This window comes from Campylobacter sp. VBCF_06 NA8 (genome assembly GCF_027737825.1).
Lineage (GTDB): Bacteria > Campylobacterota > Campylobacteria > Campylobacterales > Campylobacteraceae > Campylobacter_B.
Map to the genome: position 1 here is coordinate 329473 of NZ_JAOVUB010000002.1, position 21434 is coordinate 350906.

Genomic DNA, 21434 nt, shown 5'->3' on the forward strand with positions numbered 1-21434 from the left:
CCCAAAATTTTGGGGCTTAATTTTATTTTAATCAAATTTTTGTATAATCTCGATTTTTAATTCAAGCCCAGGTGGTGAAATTGGTAGACGCACCAGACTCAAAATCTGGCGGAGGCAACTCCGTGCCGGTTCGATTCCGGCTCTGGGCACCACTAAAATCCTTTAAAATTTTGACTTTTTCCCCTAAATTTCAACTTGATATAACATTTTTTATACTATCATACGCAATATTATTTTTACAAAAAGGTGTTTTAGTATGATACACAAAATTCTCATAGCAAATCGCGGTGAAATCGCGGTTAGGGTTATTAGAGCATGTAGAGATTTGCACATAAAAAGTATAGCGATTTACACCGAGCCTGACAAAGACTGCTTGCATGTTAAAATTGCTGATGAGGCCTATGAGGTCGGCACAGAGCCACTTACTGGGTATTTGGACGCCAAAAAAATCGTAGAAATAGCCAAAGCAAGCGGTGCGGACGCTATCCACCCTGGATATGGATTTTTGAGTGAGAATTATGATTTCGCAAAAGAGGTTGAGGACGCTGGGATTATCTTTATCGGTCCAAAACCAGAAGTTATCCGCAAAATGGGTAATAAAAACATCGCTCGCTATTTAATGCGCAAAAATGGTATTCCTATCGTTCCAGGCACCGAAAAATTAAACAACGAATCAATGGAGACTATCAAAGAATACGCCCGCAAAATCGGCTATCCGGTGATCTTAAAATCAAGTGGCGGTGGCGGAGGGCGTGGAATCCGCGAAGTTTGGAGCGAAGAGGATATGGAAGCAGCCTTTGAATCCTGCACCAGAGAGGCGAAGGCGTATTTTAACAACGATGAAGTTTTTATGGAAAAACTCGTCGTCAATCCGCGCCATATCGAGTTTCAAATCATCGGCGATAATTACGGCAACATTATCCACCTTTGCGAGCGCGACTGTTCAATCCAACGCCGTCACCAAAAAATCATCGAAATCGCCCCGTGCCCGTCGATTAGCGAGCATTTGCGCAAAACCATGGGTATCACCGCAGTAGCCGCGGCTAAGGCTGTGAATTACTCAAATGTCGGCACTGTGGAGTTTTTGCTCGATGATTACAACAACTTCTATTTTATGGAGATGAATACCAGAATCCAAGTCGAGCATGGAATCACCGAGGAAATCACTGGCGTGGATATCGTCGTGCGCCAGATCCGTATCGCAAACGGCGAAATTTTAGAGCTCGAACAAAGCGATATCAAACCGCGCGGTTACGCGATCGAGGCGAGAATTACAGCCGAAAATGTATGGAAAAATTTCACCCCAGCACCTGGCAAAGTCGAGGATTATTATCCGGCTTTGGGACCTAGCGTGCGCGTGGATAGCCATATTTACAAAGGCTATAAAATTCCACCATTTTACGACTCGCTTTTAGCTAAACTCATTATCAAAACGACAGATTATGACTTGGCGGTAAATAAGCTAGAAAGGGCATTGAAGGAGTTCCGCATAGAGGGTGTGCGCACGATAATTCCATTTTTGCTCTCGATCAGCAAATCGCGTGAGTTTAGACTGGGATTTTTCGATACGAGCTATGTCGAGAAAAATTTGGACAAAATTTTGGCAAATACCAAGGATGATTTCGATACGAAAAAAACCGAAGTCGTCGCTGCAATCGCTTCTGCTATGCGAGAAGCCGAAATTTAGGGAGCGCAAATGGATTTTTTAGAATCGCTAAATAGCATAAAAAAAGATATGATTAAAGAAGAAAAGGCGAAAAATCCACCCAAACCTAAGCCAAAACCAAACCCAAATCGCGATGAATTTAAAGATATTTTCAAAGATGAGGATTTGGCTGATGAGAGTGTGAGTGCGCGCGAAAATCGGCTAAAAGACGAGTTTTTGAAATATATCGAAAATGCAAATATTAGAAAAATTTAATGCTTGAAATTCCATTTTGTACGCTCGATTTTCCCTGCCCGTATTTGCAGGGAAAATCAGCTAGAAATGAATACATTTTTGTCAAAAACGCCTCATATTCTTATAATTCAAATTTAGTCACTCACGGATACAGACGCTTTGGGAATTACTTCCAAAAGCCCATTTGTGCGGGTTGTGATGAGTGTAAAAGCCTGAGAGTAGATGCGAGAAATTTTAAATTTTCCAAATCACACCGCAGAGTTTATAAAAAAAACGAAAAAACCACTCTTGGCTTTTCAGCACCGATTTTAGACGGCGAGCATTTGGAGCTTTTCGAAATTTATCACAACTATATGAGCGAAAAAAAGGGCTGGCCGCGCCAAAATATCACGCCTGAGAAATACTATGAAATTTATGTGGAGGGATATGGAAATTTCGGCAAGGAAATTTCGTATTACGATGAGTTTGATAGGCTGATTTGCGTCGATTTGATCGACATTGTCGAAGACGGGATAAGCTCGATTTATTGCTATTACGACCCATACAGAAGCGATCTTAGCCTTGGGAAATTTTCACTTTTAAAGCAGATTGAGATTGCAAAAAAATTTAATCTTCGCTGGATATATTTGGGGTATGCAGTGCGCGAGTGTGCGAGCCTAAAATACAAATTTGACTACCAGCCATATCAAATTTTATCCAGCTATACAGACCCGCAGGAGCCCAGTTTATGGGAGTAGGGCAGGGTAGGTTTTGCTATACTTTATCATTTTTAAAATTTTAAATTGATATGGCTTTTGATAATAATTGTTAAATATTTAGTTTAAATTTATTAAATTTTTGATAATATCTATCTTTTATTTTAATAATGGGTATTATCATCGTGTTAAAAACTAGTAATCTAAATTACCAAATACAAAATAAAAAAATTTTAAATAACATAAATTTAGAGTTTGCAAAGGGAGAATTTTACGCTCTCGTGGGACACAATGGCTCTGGCAAATCTACGCTTATCAAGCTTTTAGCCGCACAAATCAAAAATCAAAGTGGCGAAATTTCGTTAAATGGCAAAAAAATCGAAGATTACGCAAAAAAAGAATTTGCCAAAAGTGTTGCTTATTTGCCCCAAATTTTACCAGACGCTTCTCATTTGACGGGCTTGGAGCTAGTTATGGCGGGCAGATATGCGCACGGGGGCAGGTATTTTACGGACAAAGAAAACGACACCAAAATCGCTACCGAGTGCCTACAAATCACAGATACGCTCAAATTCAAAGACCAGATCGTCTCCACACTAAGCGGTGGCGAGAAATCGCGCATTTTCCTAGCGATGTTACTCGCGCAAGAAAGCGATTTTTTGCTACTTGACGAGCCATTAGCGCCCCTAGATATCGCGCACCAGCTAAGCGTCATGGCGCTAATCAAAAAAATGGCAAAAGAGCTTGGCAAATGCGTAATCATCGTGATTCATGACATAAATTTAGCCTGTTCGCACTGCGATAAAATCATCGCGCTAAAAGGCGGCGAGCTGATACTAAACTGCCCATCTAGCGAGGCTATGAGCGCAGAAAAAATCAAAGAAATTTACGGCGTAAATGCCCATATAATCGCGCACCCAAAGACAAATTTATTAACGGCGATGTTTTAATGAGAGCGATTATTTTTTTGCTGATTTTTTGTGGCGCAGTATTTGGCGATACTAAACCGCGTATAATCACGCTAGATTGGGGCGTAGCGGAGATTTTGGAGTTTTTAGAAGTTGATCCAATCGCAATGGCCGAAAAGCAGAGTTTTATGCTCTGGGGTGGTGGGCTAGGTAGTGGCGCAAATACCCTAGACTTGGGGCTTAGAAACCAGCCGAGTTTGGAGATGATAATAGCTTTGAAGCCTGATTTTGTGCTTTTGCCATCGTTTTTTGCGGGGCATGAAAAAACCATTTCAAAATACGCCAAAACCCGCATTATCGATGTTTATAAAGACGGAAATTTGGAAGACAACCTAAACGCGGCTGTTTTGGAAGTGGCGAAAATTTTGGATTGCGAAGAGAGGGCGAAAATTTTACTTGCCAAAAACAACGAATTTTTCAAAAAAAAGAAAAAAGAGCTAGAAAATTTCACCACGCCAGTTTTAGTCGTGCAGTTTATCGACGAGGCTCACATTAGGATTTATGGCGCAAACAGCTTATATGGCGTGGTTTTGGCTAAACTTGGGATTACAAATTTGGCTCCAAAAAATTTATCATATAATCTCTGGGGTATCGCGAGTGCCCATGTAAGCGCACTTTATGAGGTGGAGCAGGGCGCAAAGCTCGTCATAATCGAGCCAAACAGGGTTGATATAAACTCGCAAATCGCCTCAAATGGGATTTATAAAAATTTGCAAATTTTGCAAAACCGCGCGCAAATAGAGGCTGTGTGGAGCGCTGGTGCGTGGCCAAGTATGCAAAAATTTGCAAATTTGCTGAGTGAAATTTTGAAAAATGAGGCAAATTTAGCGAATTTCAAAATTTCGCCAAATTTGGAAATTTCGCCAAATTCGGCAAATTTATCAAATTCGCCAAATTCTAAAATTTCGCAAAAGAGCGCAAATGAATAAAACTCTGCCAATCTTAACGCTCGTTTTTGCGATACTCTGCGCCATTTCGCTTCTTGGCGCACACACGAATTTAGGCGAAATTCGCACCCTTGTGGTGCTAAATTCCACCCTGCCGCGCATTTTGACGGCTCTTCTTTGCGGTGCGTTGCTTTCGCTTTCATCGCTTTTGCTCTGCGCTATTACGCACAATCCATTAGCGAGTGATAGCACCAGTGGCGTAAGCGCGTCAAGCGCCTTTGGGGTGCTGTTTTTGGGGCTGTTCGCGCCCGCGCTTGGCACCACGCTAAGTGCGTTTGTGGGCGCGCTCATCGGACTTGGGCTTTTGTTTGCGCTCACAAATACGCGCGAGTTTAGCGCATTTAGCGCGACGCTGTGCGGTTTAATCATAGGGCTAGTCTTTGGCGCACTAAGCGCGCTACTTTTGATTTTTTTCAAAGATGAAAGCTATTTTATCACGGTTTGGTTAAGTGGCGATTTAGCCCAAAACGGCTACGCAAACCTGCGCACAATGGCGATTTTATCGCTTCCAGCCCTAGTTGTAACACTAGCTTTTGCGCGTTCGTTTTGGCTCTTTGGACTTGGCGATAGCACGGCAAAATCGCTTGGGCTAAATGTCGTTTTGGTGCGAATTATAGGCTTTGTGCTGGGTGCGTATTTTACCGCTGTGGCGGTGGCGCATTGCGGGATTATCGCATTTGTGGGGCTTGGGGCGAGTTATCTCACAAATCAGCTAAAATTTAGCTCGTTTGTCAAAAAAGCGATTTTTTGCGCCATTTTGGGGGCTTTGATACTTGGAATTTGCGACGCAGGGCTCATAATACTACAAAATTTAACCCAAATTTCGCTTCCTGCGGGTGCAATCTGCGCATTTTTGGGTGCGCCGATGTTTTTGTGGCTCATACACTGCGCCACAAAGGACGCAAACGCAGGAAACGGCGCCAAAAACGAAATTCACGAAAGAGCGAAATATTTAAATTTGCCATTTCTTGGCGGAATTTTGGCTGTTTTTGTGGTGTTTTGTCTATTTTATGGCGAATTCTCGCGCGAAATTTTCGCTCTGCGCATAAACCGCGTTTTCACAGCCTTGCTTTGTGGCGGAATTTTGGCTGTTTGTGGCTATATTTTACAGAGCCTAACCCGCAACGACATGGCTTCGCCCGAGCTTCTTGGCATTAGTTCTGGCGTTAGCCTTGGCGTGCTTGCTTCGATGTTTTTCGCACCTGCGCTTGGCTTTGTTTTTGGTGTATTTGGGGCGTTGGTGGTTTTGGGCTTTATTTTGGCGATAAATGCGAGAAGTGGCATGAGTCCAATGCGCGTGATTTTAAGCGCGATTGCGGTGAGTGCCTTTGTGAGCGCAGTGGAGAAAATTTTGCTTTTTAGCGGGGATAGCAGGATTTATGATTTTATCTCATACAGCGCTGGAAGCACCTACGGTGCGAGTTTTTCGCAAGTTTTGCTTTTGGCGATGCTTTGCGTGATTAGCTTTGGCGTGGTGATGAAATTTAATCGAGAGATTACGATTTTAAGCCTAGGCGATGTGTGCGCTAGTAGCGTGGGCGTGGATATTTTCAGATTTAAAACTATTTTGTTTGTATTTTGCGCCGTTTTGTCGGCTTTTAGCGCACTTTGCGTGGGGCCAGTGAGTTTTGTGGGGCTTATCGCGCCACATTTGGCGAAATTTTTGGGCTTTCGCAAAACGGGCGCTGGGCTCATGGCAAGTGCGCTAATCGGGGCTTTGATAATGAGCGTGGCGGATTTTTTGGGTAGGAATTTGATTTTTCCTTACGAAATACCTTGTGGCGTGGTTGCTACGATAATCGGAAGCCTTTATTTTCTATGGATTGCAAGAAAAATTTAATAAATTTTAATCAAAGGAGCATTTATGCGAAAAATTTTTGGTAGCGCGTTTGCGCTTAGTTTGTGTGCGGCGGCTGTTTTGGCGCAGGAAGTCTCTGAGACGGCAAACGAGGCGCAGGTTTTAGACGAAATCGCCGTGGTAGGCTCGGTAGGCAAGGGTAGTGGCAAGGTCGATTTCATGAGTGCTGGAAGCTCATCTGTAATCGAGAGCAAAAAAGCAATCGAAGAGCGTGGAGCGACTCAGCTAGACGAGGCTGTCAAATACGAAGCTGGTTTTATCGGACAGCCTTATGGCGCGGATTTGGATACTAGCGACTGGCTTAGACTTCGTGGGTTTGAAGCAAGTGTGAGCGTGGATGGCGCGAGTGCGTATAAGGGCGGATATTTTGGTATCAGCCCTGATTTATACGGATATGAGAGTATCGAGGTGGTAAAGGGCGCAAACTCGCTACTTTATGGCTCATCATACGCTGGTGGCGTGATAAATCTAGTTTCCAAACGCCCGACTCTCACCCCACAAGGCGAAGTCGGCGCGAAATTTGGCTCAAATCACCTGCGTGGGGTGTTTTTCGATGTCAGCGACGGATTTAGCGAAAATGTGAAATTTCGCATTGTAAGCGATTATGAGAAAAAGCGTGGCGACATAAATTACACATGGAACGAGCATTTTTTCATCGCGCCATCGATTTTATTTTTACTCGGCGATGATACGCAGCTCACACTTCTATCTAGCTTCACGCATGACGCAGGCACCGGAAGCAACGGGTTTTTCCCTTATGTAGGCACGATGATACCTGGTGCGCAGGGTAAAATTTTGCCAAGTGCGAATTTGGGCGCATTAAACGATAGCTTATCGCGCGATCAAATTTCGGTTGGATACGAGTTAGCGCATAGCTTTAACGATAAGCTAAAATTCGAATCAAGCTATAAATTTAACCGCGAAAACAAAGACCAAATCGGCGCAAGTGTCGAGTATAATATGATAAACGATACCGATATCGCGCAGGATTTGCTCTTTGTCGATGCGAGTGTGAATTCGCATATATTCGATAACCGCATAAGCTACGAAGACGAGTGGGGAAGTGTGAAAAACCGCCTAACTTTGGGCGTGGATTACAGAGATATCCGCGCTAGGGGGCAGTATTTTTACAGCTACTTCGTAGGCACTATAAATGTCTATAACCCAGTGCGCACCCGCCTAACGGCAAATCCGGCGCTGTCGTTTTCAAACCCGAATTATGACTTGGATCAAAGTCAGCTTGGGTTTTATTTAAACGATAAAATTGAGCTGTTTGAAAAGCTAAATTTGACCCTTGGGGTGCGCCATGACAAGGCAAAAGCCACGCTAAATGGCGATAAAAGCTACGACACGGACGAGACCACATATCAGGCTGGAATTTTATACGCGTTTGATAGCGGATTTATGCCGTATTTCAACTACTCCGAGTCTTTTATGCCACAATCTGGCCGCACAAGCAGTGGAGATTTTTATAAACCAGCCACGGCTAGACAATACGAAGCGGGTGTGAAATATCTGCCAAGCTTCATAGACGGCGAATTTAGCCTAGCGTATTTTGACATAGAGCAGAGAAATGTCCCATATACCGACGGTTCTAGCTTTTCGAGCCAAGCTGGTAAGCAAGTGGCTAAGGGCGTGGAGCTTGGTGCAAATGTGAATTTAAGCGAAAATTTAAACCTAATCGCCGCTTACACGCACTACAACGAAGCCAAAATCAATGTCGATGGCTTCGACTACATGACGCCAACGCCGCTAATCCCAAAAGATATGCTCTCTGGCTTTTTGGTATATTCTATGGATTTGGGTGGCGGACATGGGCTTAAAATGGGCGCTGGCGTGCGCTATGTGGGCAAAAGCAAGAGCGAGAGCAGTGCATGGACATCGCCTCGCCACGACGCTGTGAGCGTGCCATCACACACGCTAATTGACGCTATGGCGGAGTATTCGTATAAGGACTTTTCGCTTCGTCTAAATGCGACAAATATCGCTGACAAGGAGTATGTCGCAGGGTGCAACTACTGGTGCTATTACGGCGAGGGCGCGAAAGTAACACTAACCGCGAAATATAGTTGGTAAAATTTTGTGTGGAATTTTTAGTAAAATTTTGCGGAAATTTACTGGAATTTTAGTGGAATTTTGCGTGGCGTTTTTATGTGGAATTTGGTGTGGCGTGGCGTTTTGTGTGGCGTGGTTTCGCGGATACTGCGCCGCGTAAAATTTGGGCTAAATTTGATTTAAATTTAGCCCTTTTTGAAAACCCAAATTTTGCTTAGCAAATATCCCGTGATAGTGTAAATCGCACCTGCGATGATTTGCGAAATATAGGGATTTACGCCCAAATTTAGGCAAATTTTTAGCGTGATAAAATTTAGGCTCCACGCGATCAGCATGGAGCTAACGAATTTAGCAAATTCGGCTAAATTTGCCTTTTTGGAAGCTTGTTTGCTTTGGAAGGTAAAAATTTTATTCATCACAAATGAAAAACAAATCCCAACAGCGTAACCGATGATATTTGAAATCTCCGGGCTAAATCCTTGCCACATTAGCAAAAAGATTAGCCCAAAGCCGACAATCGTATTTAAAACTCCCACAAGCAGGTATTTTATCAGCGTCATTTTTGCTCTTTTAAATTTATGCTAAATTTGGCTGATGACTTTTTGATTTCGCTGTTGTAAAAAAGAATTAATATCTCGTTTATATCTGTCGTTTCTAACTCTGCTGTGTAAAAATAAGCATTATTGCTTTTTGTAAAATTATGGATATTTTTATCTATAATTTTTCTGCCATCTTTGCCGATAAAGTGAAGTCCTAAAATATTATCATCTTTGTTGGCAAAATTTAAAATATTTTCGCTAAATCTGAAAATATAAATATGTTTTCCAAGCCATTTTTCATTGCTTTTATATATTTTTAAATTTAAATTTTTATTGATATTTTTGTCTATTAGTAGAGTTTTTGGCAATAAACCATGGATTAAAGCATAATTTTCAGAAATATTTACATTTTTAAAATTTATATCTATACATTTATTTTCATATTGTTTTATAGTGTGAAATAAATTTTCACTAGTTTTTACTACTTTGTCTCCTTTGCATTTTCCATTTACTCTGCCGAGTGTTCTTGTAAGCGATTTATATCCGAGTTGATTGGTATTTATATTATTTAATGATTTGGTTATGACTTTGAATTTGTTTCTAGCATTTTGCGTCGAAGGAGAGATTATGTTTCCGTTAAAATTCACAAATTGCAGATGAATATCATTAAATTTTAATAAATCATTCATAGCTAAATTAGTTCTAAAATCAATATATTTTTCCTGTTCTTGCATAGCAGAACCGAGCGAATTTGATATAAACAAAAGTCCATAAGTGCAATATAATATCAAAAATATTGAAAATACTTTTAGGATATTGTAAGCTTTTAGGCTATTTGCATAACCACTTATAAATATAAGAATTATGGCAAAATAAACGCCCAAAGTCGCAGTATATCTAAGTTCAAATCTGATTTCTACAAACAACAAATAAAAACCCATAGAAAAGATAAACCCAAAAATTAAAAATAGGATAAAGCAAAGCAGTGATTTAAGGTTTTTAAATTTTAAAATCACAGCTATTATAGACAAAACTACTAAACTAGCTCCGATATATAAAAACCAAGTCTCGTTCCAATCGCTATATATTTTAGTGGCAAATTTCGCACAATTGCTTACCACACCATTGAATAACTCGCCAATGGCGAAAGTTTCGGTATTTACATGAATTTTTACAGGTTTATAAATAAATAATTTAAATATAATTATTGCTAAAAAATACGAAAACAGACTTAAAATGGCGAAGTTTAAAAATTTCTTTTTTTGAGAAATTCTTAAAATTAATAAAAACATAACTATTAACAAATATACGAAATTTACGCTTTGGTATGTAGTCAGCATAACTAATAAACTAATTACAGAAATTATGCAAAATAAAAATTTTCTTTTCACAAATAAAAACGGAAAAATTGACATAAATAACCCAAGACACATGTATATATGATCGAATTTAAACAGCAAAGCTTCCAAAAAGTATGGATTAATCCCAATAAATAAAGAAGCGATTAATGCTAAATATGAAATTTTATTATTTATGGTTTTTACTAAAATGATAGAAGCTAGGCTCAAAATGAGTATGCAGATGATAGTTGAAAGTGGCGAAAAATCAACTAGCGGTAGTCCAAAATTCAGAAATTCCGATAAATATACCGTCATATACCTAGATGAAATTGCCCAGAATTGATAATCTCCGCTTATCGCTCTTGTATTATCATCGATATAATAAATGTTCGCTCTAATAATCGCAAACATACCGATAAAATAGAGCGTGAATATAAATCCAAAATATTTCAAAAAATTTTTATCTTTAAAAAACGAGCGAGTTACGCTTAAAAATGCTAAATAATCAAATTTTAGTGTTCTTTTTAAATTCGCTAAATTCATAAATTTACCTTTTAAATGATTTCTTCGATTATAAAATGCGGTCTGTTTTTGACCTGTTCGTAGATTCGTGCGATGTATTCGCCGATGACGCCAAGCACGATAAGCTGGATACCGCCGATAAATAAAATAAGCACGATAGTAGTAGCCCAACCGCTAATACTAACGCCAAAAATAAGCGTTTTTAAAATAACATAGCTTCCGTATATAAACGCAAGAAAACTAGCCAAAAAGCCTAAAACAAAAGCCACTCTCAGCGGCGCGGTCGAAAAGCTCACAAAGCCCTCAACGGCGTAGTTAAAAAGTTTCCAAAAGCTCCAACTACTCTCCCCGGCAACTCGCGGTTCGTGGTCAAATTCCAAGCATTTTTTCTTAAATCCAACCCAAGCAAACATTGATTTTGAGAAGCGATGATATTCGTTCATTTTAAGTAGCTCGGCGACTACGGATTTATCCATCAAACGATAATCCGTTACACCACTTTCGATTTTTACGCCTGAAATTCGGTTGAAAATTTGATAAAAAGCTTCGCTAAATTTAGCTTTTATAAAGCTTGTTCCTGGGCGACTTTTTCGTTTGGCATAGATGATTTTATATCCGTCGATATAGCCCCTAACCATATCGACTATAAGCGCAGGTGAGTGTTCGAGGTCAGCATCCATTAGCACTATCATATCGCCATTAGCATGTTTAAATCCTGCTAAAATGGCAGCTTCTTTGCCAAAGTTGCGTGAAAATTTTACTAAATGCACGGCGCTGTCTTTTTCGTGAAGTTCTTTGATTTTTTCTGCCGTATTATCACGACTTCCGTCATCGACAAAAATAAATTCATACTCTAAATTTGGTAAAATTTCATTTTGAATTTGTTTCAAAACACCAAGCGTAACTTTGTAAAATTCGTCCAAAACAAGCTCTTCATTGTAGCACGGAACGACTATGGATAGAAGTTTTGTAGAATTTTGCGGATTATTCTGCGTAAAATTTTGCTCTAAATTTTGCGAAAATTCGTTTAAATTTTCGCTTTTACTCTCTCTTTCTCTCTCTGAAATTTCTTTCATTTTTTCACCTTTCTTAAATTTCACTATCAAATTTAAAATTATCGCCTAGATAGTATTTTCGCACATTTTCGTCGTTTGCGACCTGCTTAGCTGTGCCGCTAGTGAGCAACTCGCCGTCTTTTATGACATAAGCTCTATCGCAAATCGCCAAAGTTTCGCGGACATTGTGGTCGGTTATGAGAATCCCGATGTCAAGCTCTTTTAGACTTCGCACGATGTTTTGTATGTCGCTAACTGCGATAGGATCGACACCTGCAAACGGCTCATCAAGCAAGAGAAATTTCGGCGTTATCATTAGACTTCGTGCGATTTCACAGCGTCTGCGTTCGCCACCGCTTAGGCTTACGCCTTTTCGCTCCCTTATCGGCTCGATATTTAGCAGATTTAGCATTTCATCGACTTTCTCAGACGCGATTTTTTTGTCTTTGTAGGTGATTTCAGCGGCAAGCATTAAATTTTCTTCCACGCTTAAATCCTTAAAAACGCTACTTTCTTGGGGCAGGTATCCGATGCCAAGCTTGGCGCGTTTGTGAAGCGGGACATTGCTAATATCCTTAAAATCGAGCAAAATCTCGCCACTCGTGCTAGAAATCAGCCCGCAAATCATATAAAATGTCGTGGTTTTGCCTGCGCCATTTGGACCCAGCAAGCCCACGACTTCGCCGTTTTCGACCTCTAATGAAACGCCCTTGATTATCGGGGTACCTTTGATAGTCTTTTTCAAATCTTTTACTTCTAATCTATGCATAAACTACCTCGTATTCGCGTTTGTCGCCCATGACCTTGATATTTACCGCGCAACAATCCAGCTCATATTTTTCAATAAATTTTATCAAATTCTCGTCCGCCCACTCGATGATATGAAGCCCATCTTCGAATAAATTTTCGATTAAGCCATTACTCATCATCGCCTCGCTACCGCCATTATACAGGTCGTAGTGATAAATTTGCCCGTAATTTTGCATAACCGAAAATGTTGGCGAACTCACAGTGGCTGGATCTATGCCGTGCGATAGCGCGATAGCCTTTGTTAGCGTGGTTTTGCCACTTGCTAGCGTGCCATTTAGCAAAATCACTCCACTGCGTGGCAAAATTTCAGCGATTTGTGAAATTTCACTCTCACCAAGCGTGAGTTTAAAGCTCTTTGACATATTTTTCTTGCTCACTTTTTGGCGTGTTTTTGGTGGCGGGAAAGCCCAGAACTTGATAGCTTTTATCTTTTTCTAAAAATTTTATGGTGATTATATCGCCGATTTTTAGGATTTTGCTAGCTTTTGCCACTGCGCCGTTGATATAGACTACGCCGCTTTTGCACATATCCTCGCTTATGGCGCGCCTTTTTGTGATATTTACTGAATTTAAAAATTTATCGACTCTCATGGGCGGGATTGTAGCCAAATTCGCCTTAAAATTTGGAAATTTAGGCGAATTTAAAATTTTATAATTAATCAAAAATTTTACTACTATAAATTTGTTTTTATCAATTTTGTTAAAATGCATAAAATTCATAAATTTATAAATTTTAAACGAAAATAAAACAATAAATTCTCACAAAATTTTTTAATAAATTTTCCTTAAAATTTTATAAAAACTTCGATAAAAACGAAGTATAATCGCTATTACATTTTATTGATAAAAATTTTCAATATATTTTAAGTTGATAATGAATATAATTTTGCCACGATTTTTAAATGTAAATTTAACGAAAGGAAATTTCACATGAAAAAGAGCTTTTATCTTTCTATCGTTGTGGCTGGTGTGCTTTTTGGTGTCGAAAACAACGCAACAACTCCCAAGCATAATGCGGTTGAATTCGACGAGATTATCGTTAGTGCGACCTTGACGGAGGTCGATAACTTAAAATACGCAGGTTCGGTTGGCGTAGTTGGCGAAAAAGAGCTGAAACAAAAATCAAATGTCATTGATGTAATAGGTGATATTCCTGGCGTAAGTGTGGGAGAGGGCTTGCTTCGACCTACGGCACAAGAATTTTCTATTCGTGGCTTTTCGACTTGGGGAGACGGCGATAGGCTTATATTTAAGCAAGATGGCGTAAAGCGGGACGCTACTTTGTTTTCAAATCAAACTTCCAGCCTTAGAGTAGATAATGATATTTTAAAAACCGTGGAAGTTACCAAGGGTGCTAGTTCTATTTTGCATGGATCTGGTGCGATAGGCGGTATCGTAGATATGACTACAAAAGATGCTAGGGATTATTTAAGCGAAGGCAAAGAATTTGGTGCAATGCTTGGTTTTAGATCAGAGTCAAACAATATGAAAAGCGGTAGAGCTACTGTGTATGCCGATCCAAATGATGTCCCGATAGATATTTTGATTTACGGCAAACAAGCTGGCTATGGCAATATCAAATGGGCCGATGGCGGTTCTCATTATTCACAAACCCCTACCACAAAAACAAATGCTGATGAAGATATAAGGACTTTGTTTTTCAAGTTAGGCTTTGATTTTTACGATAGCCACAGAGCGCAATTTAGCATTTTTGATTATAACGGCGATTTGATGACTGCATGGCAACCTATGAGGCAAAACCCAGATGAGCTAACCCTAAGTGCTGATTTGACGCAACGAGATTATGTGTTTGATTATTTTTACACTCCTGCAAATCCATTTGTAAATTTATCATTTAAGGCTTATAAAACAGATGCTAAATATGACAGATTTTATATTTCTGGAACAGATTTGAGATATAAAAACGAAGATGAGCGTTGGGGAATTAATTTAAAAAATAACGCAGAATTTGATACGGGATTTTTAAATCATAATCTAGTTGTGGGTTTTGATTATCAACAAAGAGAAGAGGGTGTTAGCTATGTCAGAAATGGTATAGATCAATCAATGAGTATGTTTGCATCACACCCAAATAAATGGAAAGATCTAGGAATTTATCTTCAAGATATTATTTCTGTGGGTGATTTTGAGCTTACGCTAGGCGGTAGATATGATAAATTTGAACGAGAGGTTAAGCGAGAGTATGGTGATAAATTTTCAGATAGCAGATTTTCGCCAAGGGTTGCGCTTGGTTATACCATTTTCGATAAGCTAACTTTGCTTGCTGGTTATAGCGAGAGTTTTAGGGCTCCTACGCCACACGAAGCCGGTATGGCAGGTCCGGTAAATAGACCTTATTGGTATGTTCCAGCCGATGGGCTAGAACCCGAGATTGCGAAAGAATATGAAATCGGTTTTAGCTACGAAGATCAAGCATTGTTAAGCGATGACGATCATTTTAACTTTAAATTTATCCATTTCAACGGAGAGATTAGTAATTTTATAGAATTTGTTGATAGGGGAGATTTGGGAATTCCGCCACCAAATGCTATGAACGATCAATCAGATCCTACCAATCTGCAAAAATACGGTCAATACCAAAATATCGGTAAAGTAAAACGAAAAGGCTATGAAATTTCAACTAAATATGATATTGGCGATTTTAGTTTTGGTGCCAGTTACGAGAAATTAAAAATTTATGATGCACAAACAAAAGAGCCTATCAGAAAAACAGCTGATAGATTTATCGGAAAAGTCGATTATTCACCTATGAAGAATTTAAATTTGGGTGTGAAAGTTAGCCATTGGTTAAAACCTAAAACTCAACCACAGTATTACTATCCTGAGTATTATGGCACTCGTTATCCGTATGTAGATAAACCATTTACGACTGTTGATTTTCAAGGAAGCTATAAAGTTAGCAAAAACGAATATTTACCTTTCTTAGATGGAGCTACGATAAATTTTGGTGTGAATAATATAACAGATAAGCAATATATTCGCGCAGATACATATAAGGCTAGCTCGCAAGTCGGTCGTGGGCGAAATTTCTGGGTAGATTTAGAAGTTAAATTTTAAAATTTTCATTGAACTCCTTTTGCGAATTTGGGTAAATTTCACCCAAATTCGCTATTTTTTACTCTAAATTTGGCTTATACCCGATATTTTCCTCAAATTCTTTAAGTCTCATGTGGATTGAGCGAAGCTCTGTGATTGTCGTCCAGTTATTCGTAAATACGCTAAAACTCACGCGCACTTTATTAAACGCGTTTGCCGTTTGGATCAGCACGCCAAGCGTGATTGCCTTGGTAAAAAGTCCCGGACCCATGATGAGGTAAGGCACCATGACTAGGATTTGTGAGTATGTATTTAGCCACGCATCGAAATACAAATAGTGCAAAAACAGCTTGTGGTAGTTAAATTTAAGCTTGTCAAAAAGCGAGTAAATTTTCTCTTCGCTGCCGTAGTTTTGCTTGTCTTCTTCGGCGAATACTAGCTCTTTTCGAAATGCTGCTTCGACCTTTTGGTTGTTGTATTCTAGGCGTGGCAAATACCTGCCCACAAACCACGAAACCCCAAGCCCTCCGATACTAACGATTAGCGCAATCCAAACAAGCCCGCCTGGGATATTTTCGAGTATTGGTACTTTGACCCCTGAGCTTAAATTCCACAAAATCGGTATGAAGGCAAAGAGCGTCATAAAGGCATACACGATACGCATGCCGACATCTTCGAGCGTTTTGGTGAAACGATAAATATCCTCTTGGATACGCTGTGAGCTACCCTCGATATCGCGCTCTACCTTGCGCCAAAAGCCGATATACGCAAATGTCATCGCCTCACGCCATTTTAGCACCCATACACGCGTGATATATCGCTCAGCAACCACCGATAGCACGAACCAAACAGCAATCCAGATAAAAAGCAAAATTTGCTGGTAAAATTCATCGATTGTGTGCTTGTCTATCTCGCCACCCATATCATAAAATGTCCGATACCACTCGTTAAATTTGACATTTAAAATGGTTTGAAACAAATTTATACCTAGTATGCAAAACATACCGCCCCACGCCAAAATTCGCCATTTTTTGCTTTTGAAAAATGATGAAAACATTATCTACCTTTATTGAAAGTTTATTTCAAAATCAATTTTAGCAAATTTGATATTAATTTTTATTTTAACGCCTTAAAATTTCGCAAATTTCCCAAATTTCGCAAATTTCAGAACTTTTAAACCAAAATTTAGCTAAAATCCTTGCCGTTATTTTCAAATCAAAGGAGTGGTTATGCAAAAAAGCGTAAAAAAGGTAGTTCTAGCGTATTCTGGCGGACTTGATACGAGTATTATTTTAAAATGGCTTGGTGATAATTATGGCTGCGAAGTGGTAACTTTCACCGCTGATATCGGTCAAAACGAAGACCTAGCCCCAATCAAAGACAAAGCCCTAAAACTAGGCATTAAACCAGAAAATATTTTTATCGAAGATTTAAGAGAAGAGTTTGTAAAAGATTATGTTTTCCCTATGTTTCGCGCAAATGCGGTCTATGAGGGCGAGTATTTGCTAGGCACAAGTATCGCTAGACCGCTAATTGCGAAAAAAATGGTCGAAATCGCGCAAAAAACAGGCGCAGACGCTGTAAGCCACGGCGCTACTGGCAAAGGAAACGATCAAGTTCGCTTCGAGCTTGGTGCATACGCGCTAAAACCTGATATAAAGGTCATCGCTCCATGGCGCGAGTGGGATTTAAACAGCCGCGAAAAGCTGCTAGCCTATGCGCAAAAGCATGGTATTGATATCACCAAAAAACCGGGCAAATCACCATATTCAATGGACGCAAATTTACTTCACATCTCTTATGAGGGCTTGGTGCTAGAAGATCCAAATCACGCCCCAGAAGATGATATGTGGAGATGGACAACAGATCCAAAAAACGCCCCAGATGAGAGTGAAATCATCGAAATCGAGTATGCTAACGGCGATCCAATCGCACTAAATGGCAAAAAACTAAAAGCGCATGAAATTTTACACGAATTAAACAATCTCGGCGCTAAACACGGTATCGGCAGACTTGATTTAGTCGAAAATCGCTATGTCGGTATGAAAAGTAGAGGTTGCTACGAAACCCCAGGCGGCACAATCCTTCTCAAAGCTCACCGCGCGATAGAGAGCCTCACGCTAGATCGTGGCGCAGCGCACCTAAAAGACGAGCTTATGCCAAAATACGCTGAGCTAATCTACAATGGCTTTTGGTTTAGCCCAGAGCGAATCATGCTTCAAAGCCTAATTGATAAATCACAAGAGTGCGTAAATGGCACGGTTCGCATAGAGCTATACAAAGGAAATGTGATTGTAAGAGGTAGAGAGAGCAAAGATAGCTTGTTTAATGTCGAATTTAGCACATTTGAAGAAGACGCTGTATTTAACCAAAAAGACGCAGACGGCTTTATCAAGCTAAATGCGCTTAGATTTATCATCGCAGGAAAAAGCGGTCGAAAATTTTAAAATTTAAAAGGAAATTTAATGAAAGTTTTACTTATAAAAGATGTCAAAGGGCTAGGAAAAGCCGGTGAAATCAAAGAAGTAAAAGACGGATATGGAAATAATTTTTTGATAGGAAAGGGCTTTGCGCTAGCTGCGACTAACGAGGTTTTGCGTAAATACGAGGCTGGCAAACGCAAAGAAGCCGAGCTAGAAAAAGAGGAAATCGACAAAACTACCGAGCTTAAAGAGGCGTTAAAAAATGTCCGATTAAAAATCGCAAAACAAGCAGGTGCAAATGGCGCACTTTTTGGCTCAGTTACAAAAGAAGAGATCGCAACTGCGCTAAAAGAGCAAAAGAATTTCGACATAGATAAAAAAGTCTTGGAAGTCGAAAATATAAAAAGTGTCGGAATTTACGATGTTTCGGCGAAATTTAAACACGGCATTGTGGCGAAATTTGAAATAGAAGTGGTAGCAGAGTAATGTTTGAAGCAACTACGATTTTAGCTTACAAAGGCAAAAGTGGCTCAGTTATCGGCGGAGACGGGCAAGTTACATTTGGTAATACTGTCCTCAAAGGCAATGCGACTAAAATTCGCAAAATAGGCAAAGACGGAAGCGTGCTAGCTGGATTTGCAGGAAGCACGGCTGATGCGTTTAATCTTTTTGATATGTTTGAAAAATGCCTTGATAACGCAAAGGGCGAACTTTTGAAAGCTGTGGTGGAATTTAGCAAAGAGTGGCGCAAGGATAAATATCTGCGCAAACTCGAAGCCATGATGCTTGTAGTGGATAGAAAAAATATATTTTTGCTAAGTGGCACGGGCGATGTCGTCGAGCCAGACGACGGTCGCCTAGCGGCCATTGGAAGTGGCGGAAACTACGCACTAAGCGCAGCTAGGGCATTGGATAGGTTTGGAATTTTAAGCGAAGAGGATTTGGTAAAAGAGAGCCTAAAAATAGCTGGTGAAATTTGCATTTACACAAACGAAAACATTAAAACTTACGCAATCTGGGACGATAAATAGATGATGACACCAAAGGAAATTGTTAAAAATTTAGATGATTATGTAATCGGACAAAAGGACGCTAAACGCACGATAGCAGTCGCACTTCGCAATCGCTATCGCCGTATGAGGCTAAGCGATGATATGAGGGGCGAAGTTACTCCAAAAAATATCCTTATGATAGGCTCTACCGGCGTGGGAAAAACAGAAATCGCGCGAAGATTATCAAAAATGTTTGGTTTGCCATTTATCAAAGTGGAGGCTAGCAAATACACAGAAGTGGGCTTTGTAGGGCGAGATGTGGAGTCTATGGTACGAGATTTGGCTGCTGCGGCTGTAAATTTAGTCAGAAATGAAGAATTTGAAAAAAACAAAGACAAAATCGACGAGTATATCGAGCAAAAAATTTTAGAAAAGCTTATGCCGCCATTGCCTCGCGGGGCTAGCGAAGAGAAAAACGCAGAGTATGCCAAAAGCTACGAAAAAATGCGTGAAAAGCTACTTAGCGGGAGTTTGGACGAGAAATTAATCGAAATCGAAATTAGCGAAAATACCCTAGAATCAAACTCAAATTTACCGCCAGAAATGGCAAATATGCAAGAAAATTTCATTAAAGTCATCGGCATAGCGACAAAAAAAACAAAAAAAGAGCTCAAAATCAAAGACGCCAAAGTCGCCCTTAAAAACGAAGCTAGCGAGAAAATTTTGGATATGGAAAGCGTCAAGGCAGAGGCGATGAGACGGGCTAGGGAAGAGGGCATTATCTTTATCGATGAGATTGATAAGGTAGCCGTTAGCTCTAACGGCTCGCGCCAAGATCCGAGCAAAGAGGGCGTTCAGCGCGATTTGCTTCCGATTGTGGAGGGTTCGAGCGTGAGTACGAAATTTGGCAATTTAGACACCGATCACATTTTGTTTATCGCTGCTGGGGCGTTTCACATAAGCAAACCAAGCGATTTGATCCCAGAGCTTCAAGGCAGATTTCCGCTTCGCGTGGAGCTTGAAAGCTTAGATGAAAACGCGCTTTACGAAATTTTAACCAAGCCAAAAAATTCGCTTCTTAAACAATACTGCGCGCTTTTAGCAACCGAGGGCGTGGAGTTAGAATTTAGCGAAAGTGGCATAAAAGCACTCGCCAAATACGCCGCTCAGGCAAACGCACAGGTCGAAGACATCGGTGCTAGGCGGCTTCATACCATAATGGAAAAGGTGCTAGAAGACATCAGCTTCGAGGCCGATGAGCATAGTGGAAAAAAGGTCGTGATTGATGAAAATTTAGTCAGCGAAAAGCTAGGCGTAATCGTAAGTAACGACGATTTAGCAAAATATATTCTTTAAATTTTGCGGGAAATTTCGATGAAAAGCGGATTTGTTACACTTATCGGACGCACGAACGCTGGAAAAAGCTCGTTTTTAAACTATCTTTTGGGTGAGCAAATTTCGCTTGTCTCGCACAAAATCAACGCCACACGCCGTAAAATCAACGGCATAGTTATGCATGGAGATGATCAAATCATCTTTGTTGATACCCCAGGACTTCACGAGAGCGAGAAGCTGATGAATAAGCTTATGGTCGAAGTGGCGCTCAAAGCCATTGGGGACGGCGATTTGACGCTGTTTTTAGCGCCTGTGCATGATAGCGTGGAAAACTACGCGAAATTTGTCGAGCTAAATCCCACTGCCAAACATATCGTGATTTTGACTAAAATCGATGAAGTAAATGATGAAAAAATCGTTAAAAAACTGCTCGAATATCAAAAATTTCAAGATAAATTTGAAGCCATAATTCCAGTTAGTATCAAAAAAAATATCTACAAACGCCAAATTTTGGACGAAATTTGCAAATTTCTGCCCGAGCACGAGTATTTTTACGATCCTGAAATTTTAAGCACTACAAACGAAAAAGACATTTACCGCGAATTTATCCTGCAATCTATTTTTGAAAATACTAATAGCGAGGTGCCGTATTCGAGCGATGTTTTAATTGAAAAGGTGATAGAAAAGCCAAATTTAATCTCAATTTATGCCCAGATTATTACCGACACAAACTCTCATAAAGAAATTTTAATTGGCAAAAATGGTGAAACAATTAAGAGAATAGGAATTAGGGGAAAAAAAATAATTTCCGCCTTTAAAAACATTAAAATTTACTTAAAGTTAATAGTTTTGGTAAAAAAAGGGTGGAAAAATGATGAAAATGGCGTAAAAAGGCACTTTATCTATTGACATTTCATTTTATTTTTATTATTATTCGT

General features: G+C 39.9%; 20 protein-coding genes and 1 tRNA gene. 14 read left to right on the forward strand and 7 right to left on the reverse strand.

What is annotated here, in order from left to right:
• Positions 1-65: 65 nt before the first annotated feature.
• The 8 genes from OFO10_RS04200 to OFO10_RS04235 all read left to right on the forward strand — a co-directional run bounded on the left by OFO10_RS04200 (position 66) and on the right by OFO10_RS04235 (position 8444).
• Positions 66-152, forward strand: a tRNA-Leu gene (locus OFO10_RS04200).
• Between the two features lie 104 nt (positions 153-256).
• On the forward strand, positions 257-1687 hold the full coding sequence (locus tag OFO10_RS04205; protein WP_270862426.1) for an acetyl-CoA carboxylase subunit A: 1431 nt from the start codon (positions 257-259) through the stop codon (positions 1685-1687).
• A 9-nt stretch (positions 1688-1696) separates the two neighbouring features.
• Positions 1697-1921, forward strand: a complete 225-nt coding sequence (locus tag OFO10_RS04210) for a hypothetical protein (RefSeq protein ID WP_270866195.1) — start codon at positions 1697-1699, stop codon at positions 1919-1921.
• Positions 1921-2637, forward strand: a complete 717-nt coding sequence (locus OFO10_RS04215; protein ID WP_270866196.1) for an arginyltransferase — start codon at positions 1921-1923, stop codon at positions 2635-2637. Before OFO10_RS04210 ends, OFO10_RS04215 begins: the two co-directional genes overlap by 1 nt.
• 143 nt (positions 2638-2780) lie before the next feature.
• Positions 2781-3545, forward strand: coding sequence for an ABC transporter ATP-binding protein (locus tag OFO10_RS04220; protein WP_270866197.1), 765 nt, complete (start codon positions 2781-2783; stop codon positions 3543-3545).
• Positions 3545-4492, forward strand: a complete 948-nt coding sequence (locus OFO10_RS04225; RefSeq protein WP_270866198.1) for an ABC transporter substrate-binding protein — start codon at positions 3545-3547, stop codon at positions 4490-4492. Before OFO10_RS04220 ends, OFO10_RS04225 begins: the two co-directional genes overlap by 1 nt.
• Positions 4485-6350, forward strand: a complete 1866-nt coding sequence (locus OFO10_RS04230; RefSeq protein ID WP_270866199.1) for an iron ABC transporter permease — start codon at positions 4485-4487, stop codon at positions 6348-6350. Before OFO10_RS04225 ends, OFO10_RS04230 begins: the two co-directional genes overlap by 8 nt.
• Before the next feature lie 24 nt (positions 6351-6374).
• On the forward strand, positions 6375-8444 hold the full coding sequence (locus OFO10_RS04235; RefSeq protein ID WP_270866200.1) for a TonB-dependent siderophore receptor: 2070 nt from the start codon (positions 6375-6377) through the stop codon (positions 8442-8444).
• Positions 8445-8608: 164 nt separating this feature from the next.
• On the opposite strand, the gene OFO10_RS04240 is transcribed toward OFO10_RS04235, so the two are convergent.
• From OFO10_RS04240 to OFO10_RS04265, 6 genes are read right to left on the reverse strand one after another with little or no spacing between them, the layout of a single operon-like run.
• Positions 8609-8983, reverse strand: coding sequence for a GtrA family protein (locus OFO10_RS04240; RefSeq protein ID WP_270866201.1), 375 nt, complete (start codon positions 8981-8983; stop codon positions 8609-8611).
• On the reverse strand, positions 8980-10845 hold the full coding sequence (locus OFO10_RS04245) for a glucosyltransferase domain-containing protein (protein WP_270866202.1): 1866 nt from the start codon (positions 10843-10845) through the stop codon (positions 8980-8982). The genes OFO10_RS04240 and OFO10_RS04245 overlap by 4 nt, the downstream gene beginning before the upstream one ends.
• A gap of 11 nt (positions 10846-10856) precedes the next feature.
• Positions 10857-11900 carry a glycosyltransferase family 2 protein gene (locus OFO10_RS04250; protein ID WP_270866203.1) on the reverse strand — a complete coding sequence of 348 codons (1044 nt, stop codon included), beginning with the start codon at positions 11898-11900 and terminating at the stop codon, positions 10857-10859.
• 13 nt (positions 11901-11913) lie between these two features.
• A complete protein-coding gene (gene lptB, locus OFO10_RS04255) occupies positions 11914-12648 on the reverse strand; it encodes an LPS export ABC transporter ATP-binding protein (RefSeq protein WP_270866204.1) in 735 nt (244 codons plus the stop codon).
• The gene (gene tsaE, locus OFO10_RS04260; RefSeq protein WP_270866205.1) at positions 12641-13051 is read right to left on the reverse strand and encodes a tRNA (adenosine(37)-N6)-threonylcarbamoyltransferase complex ATPase subunit type 1 TsaE; all 411 of its coding nucleotides are present in this window, start codon (positions 13049-13051) and stop codon (positions 12641-12643) included. Before tsaE ends, lptB begins: the two co-directional genes overlap by 8 nt.
• Positions 13035-13280, reverse strand: a complete 246-nt coding sequence (locus OFO10_RS04265; RefSeq protein ID WP_270862526.1) for an RNA-binding S4 domain-containing protein — start codon at positions 13278-13280, stop codon at positions 13035-13037. The genes tsaE and OFO10_RS04265 overlap by 17 nt, the downstream gene beginning before the upstream one ends.
• A 339-nt stretch (positions 13281-13619) precedes the next feature.
• Between OFO10_RS04265 and OFO10_RS04270 the strand changes: the two genes are divergently transcribed.
• Complete coding sequence (locus OFO10_RS04270; protein ID WP_270866206.1) at positions 13620-15767, forward strand: TonB-dependent receptor domain-containing protein; 2148 nt, start codon at positions 13620-13622, stop codon at positions 15765-15767.
• Between the two features lie 58 nt (positions 15768-15825).
• Here OFO10_RS04270 and OFO10_RS04275 read toward each other — a convergent pair whose 3' ends face one another.
• Complete coding sequence (locus OFO10_RS04275; protein ID WP_270866207.1) at positions 15826-16803, reverse strand: putative transporter; 978 nt, start codon at positions 16801-16803, stop codon at positions 15826-15828.
• A 172-nt stretch (positions 16804-16975) separates the two neighbouring features.
• On the opposite strand from OFO10_RS04275, the gene OFO10_RS04280 reads away from it, so the two are divergent.
• From OFO10_RS04280 to era, 5 genes are read left to right on the forward strand one after another with little or no spacing between them, the layout of a single operon-like run.
• The gene (locus OFO10_RS04280; RefSeq protein ID WP_270866208.1) at positions 16976-18193 is read left to right on the forward strand and encodes an argininosuccinate synthase; all 1218 of its coding nucleotides are present in this window, start codon (positions 16976-16978) and stop codon (positions 18191-18193) included.
• Positions 18194-18211: 18 nt separating this feature from the next.
• Complete coding sequence (gene rplI / locus OFO10_RS04285; RefSeq protein WP_270864463.1) at positions 18212-18655, forward strand: 50S ribosomal protein L9; 444 nt, start codon at positions 18212-18214, stop codon at positions 18653-18655.
• Positions 18655-19200, forward strand: coding sequence for an ATP-dependent protease subunit HslV (hslV, locus tag OFO10_RS04290; RefSeq protein ID WP_270858759.1), 546 nt, complete (start codon positions 18655-18657; stop codon positions 19198-19200). The genes rplI and hslV overlap by 1 nt, the downstream gene beginning before the upstream one ends.
• Complete coding sequence (gene hslU, locus OFO10_RS04295) at positions 19201-20517, forward strand: HslU--HslV peptidase ATPase subunit (RefSeq protein ID WP_270866209.1); 1317 nt, start codon at positions 19201-19203, stop codon at positions 20515-20517.
• An 18-nt stretch (positions 20518-20535) separates the two neighbouring features.
• Positions 20536-21405 carry a GTPase Era gene (gene era / locus OFO10_RS04300; RefSeq protein ID WP_270858761.1) on the forward strand — a complete coding sequence of 290 codons (870 nt, stop codon included), beginning with the start codon at positions 20536-20538 and terminating at the stop codon, positions 21403-21405.
• Positions 21406-21434 lie beyond the last annotated feature (29 nt).

Bases quoted from the DNA above. Each gene is read 5' to 3' on its own strand.
- OFO10_RS04205 (WP_270862426.1), top strand. From the start codon at position 257: ATGATACACAAAATTCTCATAGCAAATCGCGGTGAAATCGCGGTTAGG.
- OFO10_RS04210 (WP_270866195.1), top strand. From the start codon at position 1,697: ATGGATTTTTTAGAATCGCTAAATAGCATAAAAAAAGATATGATTAAA.
- OFO10_RS04215 (WP_270866196.1), top strand. From the start codon at position 1,921: ATGCTTGAAATTCCATTTTGTACGCTCGATTTTCCCTGCCCGTATTTG.
- OFO10_RS04225 (WP_270866198.1), top strand. From the start codon at position 3,545: ATGAGAGCGATTATTTTTTTGCTGATTTTTTGTGGCGCAGTATTTGGC.
- OFO10_RS04230 (WP_270866199.1), top strand. From the start codon at position 4,485: ATGAATAAAACTCTGCCAATCTTAACGCTCGTTTTTGCGATACTCTGC.
- OFO10_RS04235 (WP_270866200.1), top strand. From the start codon at position 6,375: ATGCGAAAAATTTTTGGTAGCGCGTTTGCGCTTAGTTTGTGTGCGGCG.
- OFO10_RS04240 (WP_270866201.1), bottom strand. From the start codon at position 8,983: ATGACGCTGATAAAATACCTGCTTGTGGGAGTTTTAAATACGATTGTC.
- OFO10_RS04245 (WP_270866202.1), bottom strand. From the start codon at position 10,845: ATGAATTTAGCGAATTTAAAAAGAACACTAAAATTTGATTATTTAGCA.
- OFO10_RS04250 (WP_270866203.1), bottom strand. From the start codon at position 11,900: ATGAAAGAAATTTCAGAGAGAGAAAGAGAGAGTAAAAGCGAAAATTTA.
- lptB (WP_270866204.1), bottom strand. From the start codon at position 12,648: ATGCATAGATTAGAAGTAAAAGATTTGAAAAAGACTATCAAAGGTACC.
- tsaE (WP_270866205.1), bottom strand. From the start codon at position 13,051: ATGTCAAAGAGCTTTAAACTCACGCTTGGTGAGAGTGAAATTTCACAA.
- OFO10_RS04265 (WP_270862526.1), bottom strand. From the start codon at position 13,280: ATGAGAGTCGATAAATTTTTAAATTCAGTAAATATCACAAAAAGGCGC.
- OFO10_RS04270 (WP_270866206.1), top strand. From the start codon at position 13,620: ATGAAAAAGAGCTTTTATCTTTCTATCGTTGTGGCTGGTGTGCTTTTT.
- OFO10_RS04275 (WP_270866207.1), bottom strand. From the start codon at position 16,803: ATGTTTTCATCATTTTTCAAAAGCAAAAAATGGCGAATTTTGGCGTGG.
- OFO10_RS04280 (WP_270866208.1), top strand. From the start codon at position 16,976: ATGCAAAAAAGCGTAAAAAAGGTAGTTCTAGCGTATTCTGGCGGACTT.
- rplI (WP_270864463.1), top strand. From the start codon at position 18,212: ATGAAAGTTTTACTTATAAAAGATGTCAAAGGGCTAGGAAAAGCCGGT.
- hslV (WP_270858759.1), top strand. From the start codon at position 18,655: ATGTTTGAAGCAACTACGATTTTAGCTTACAAAGGCAAAAGTGGCTCA.
- hslU (WP_270866209.1), top strand. From the start codon at position 19,201: ATGATGACACCAAAGGAAATTGTTAAAAATTTAGATGATTATGTAATC.
- era (WP_270858761.1), top strand. From the start codon at position 20,536: ATGAAAAGCGGATTTGTTACACTTATCGGACGCACGAACGCTGGAAAA.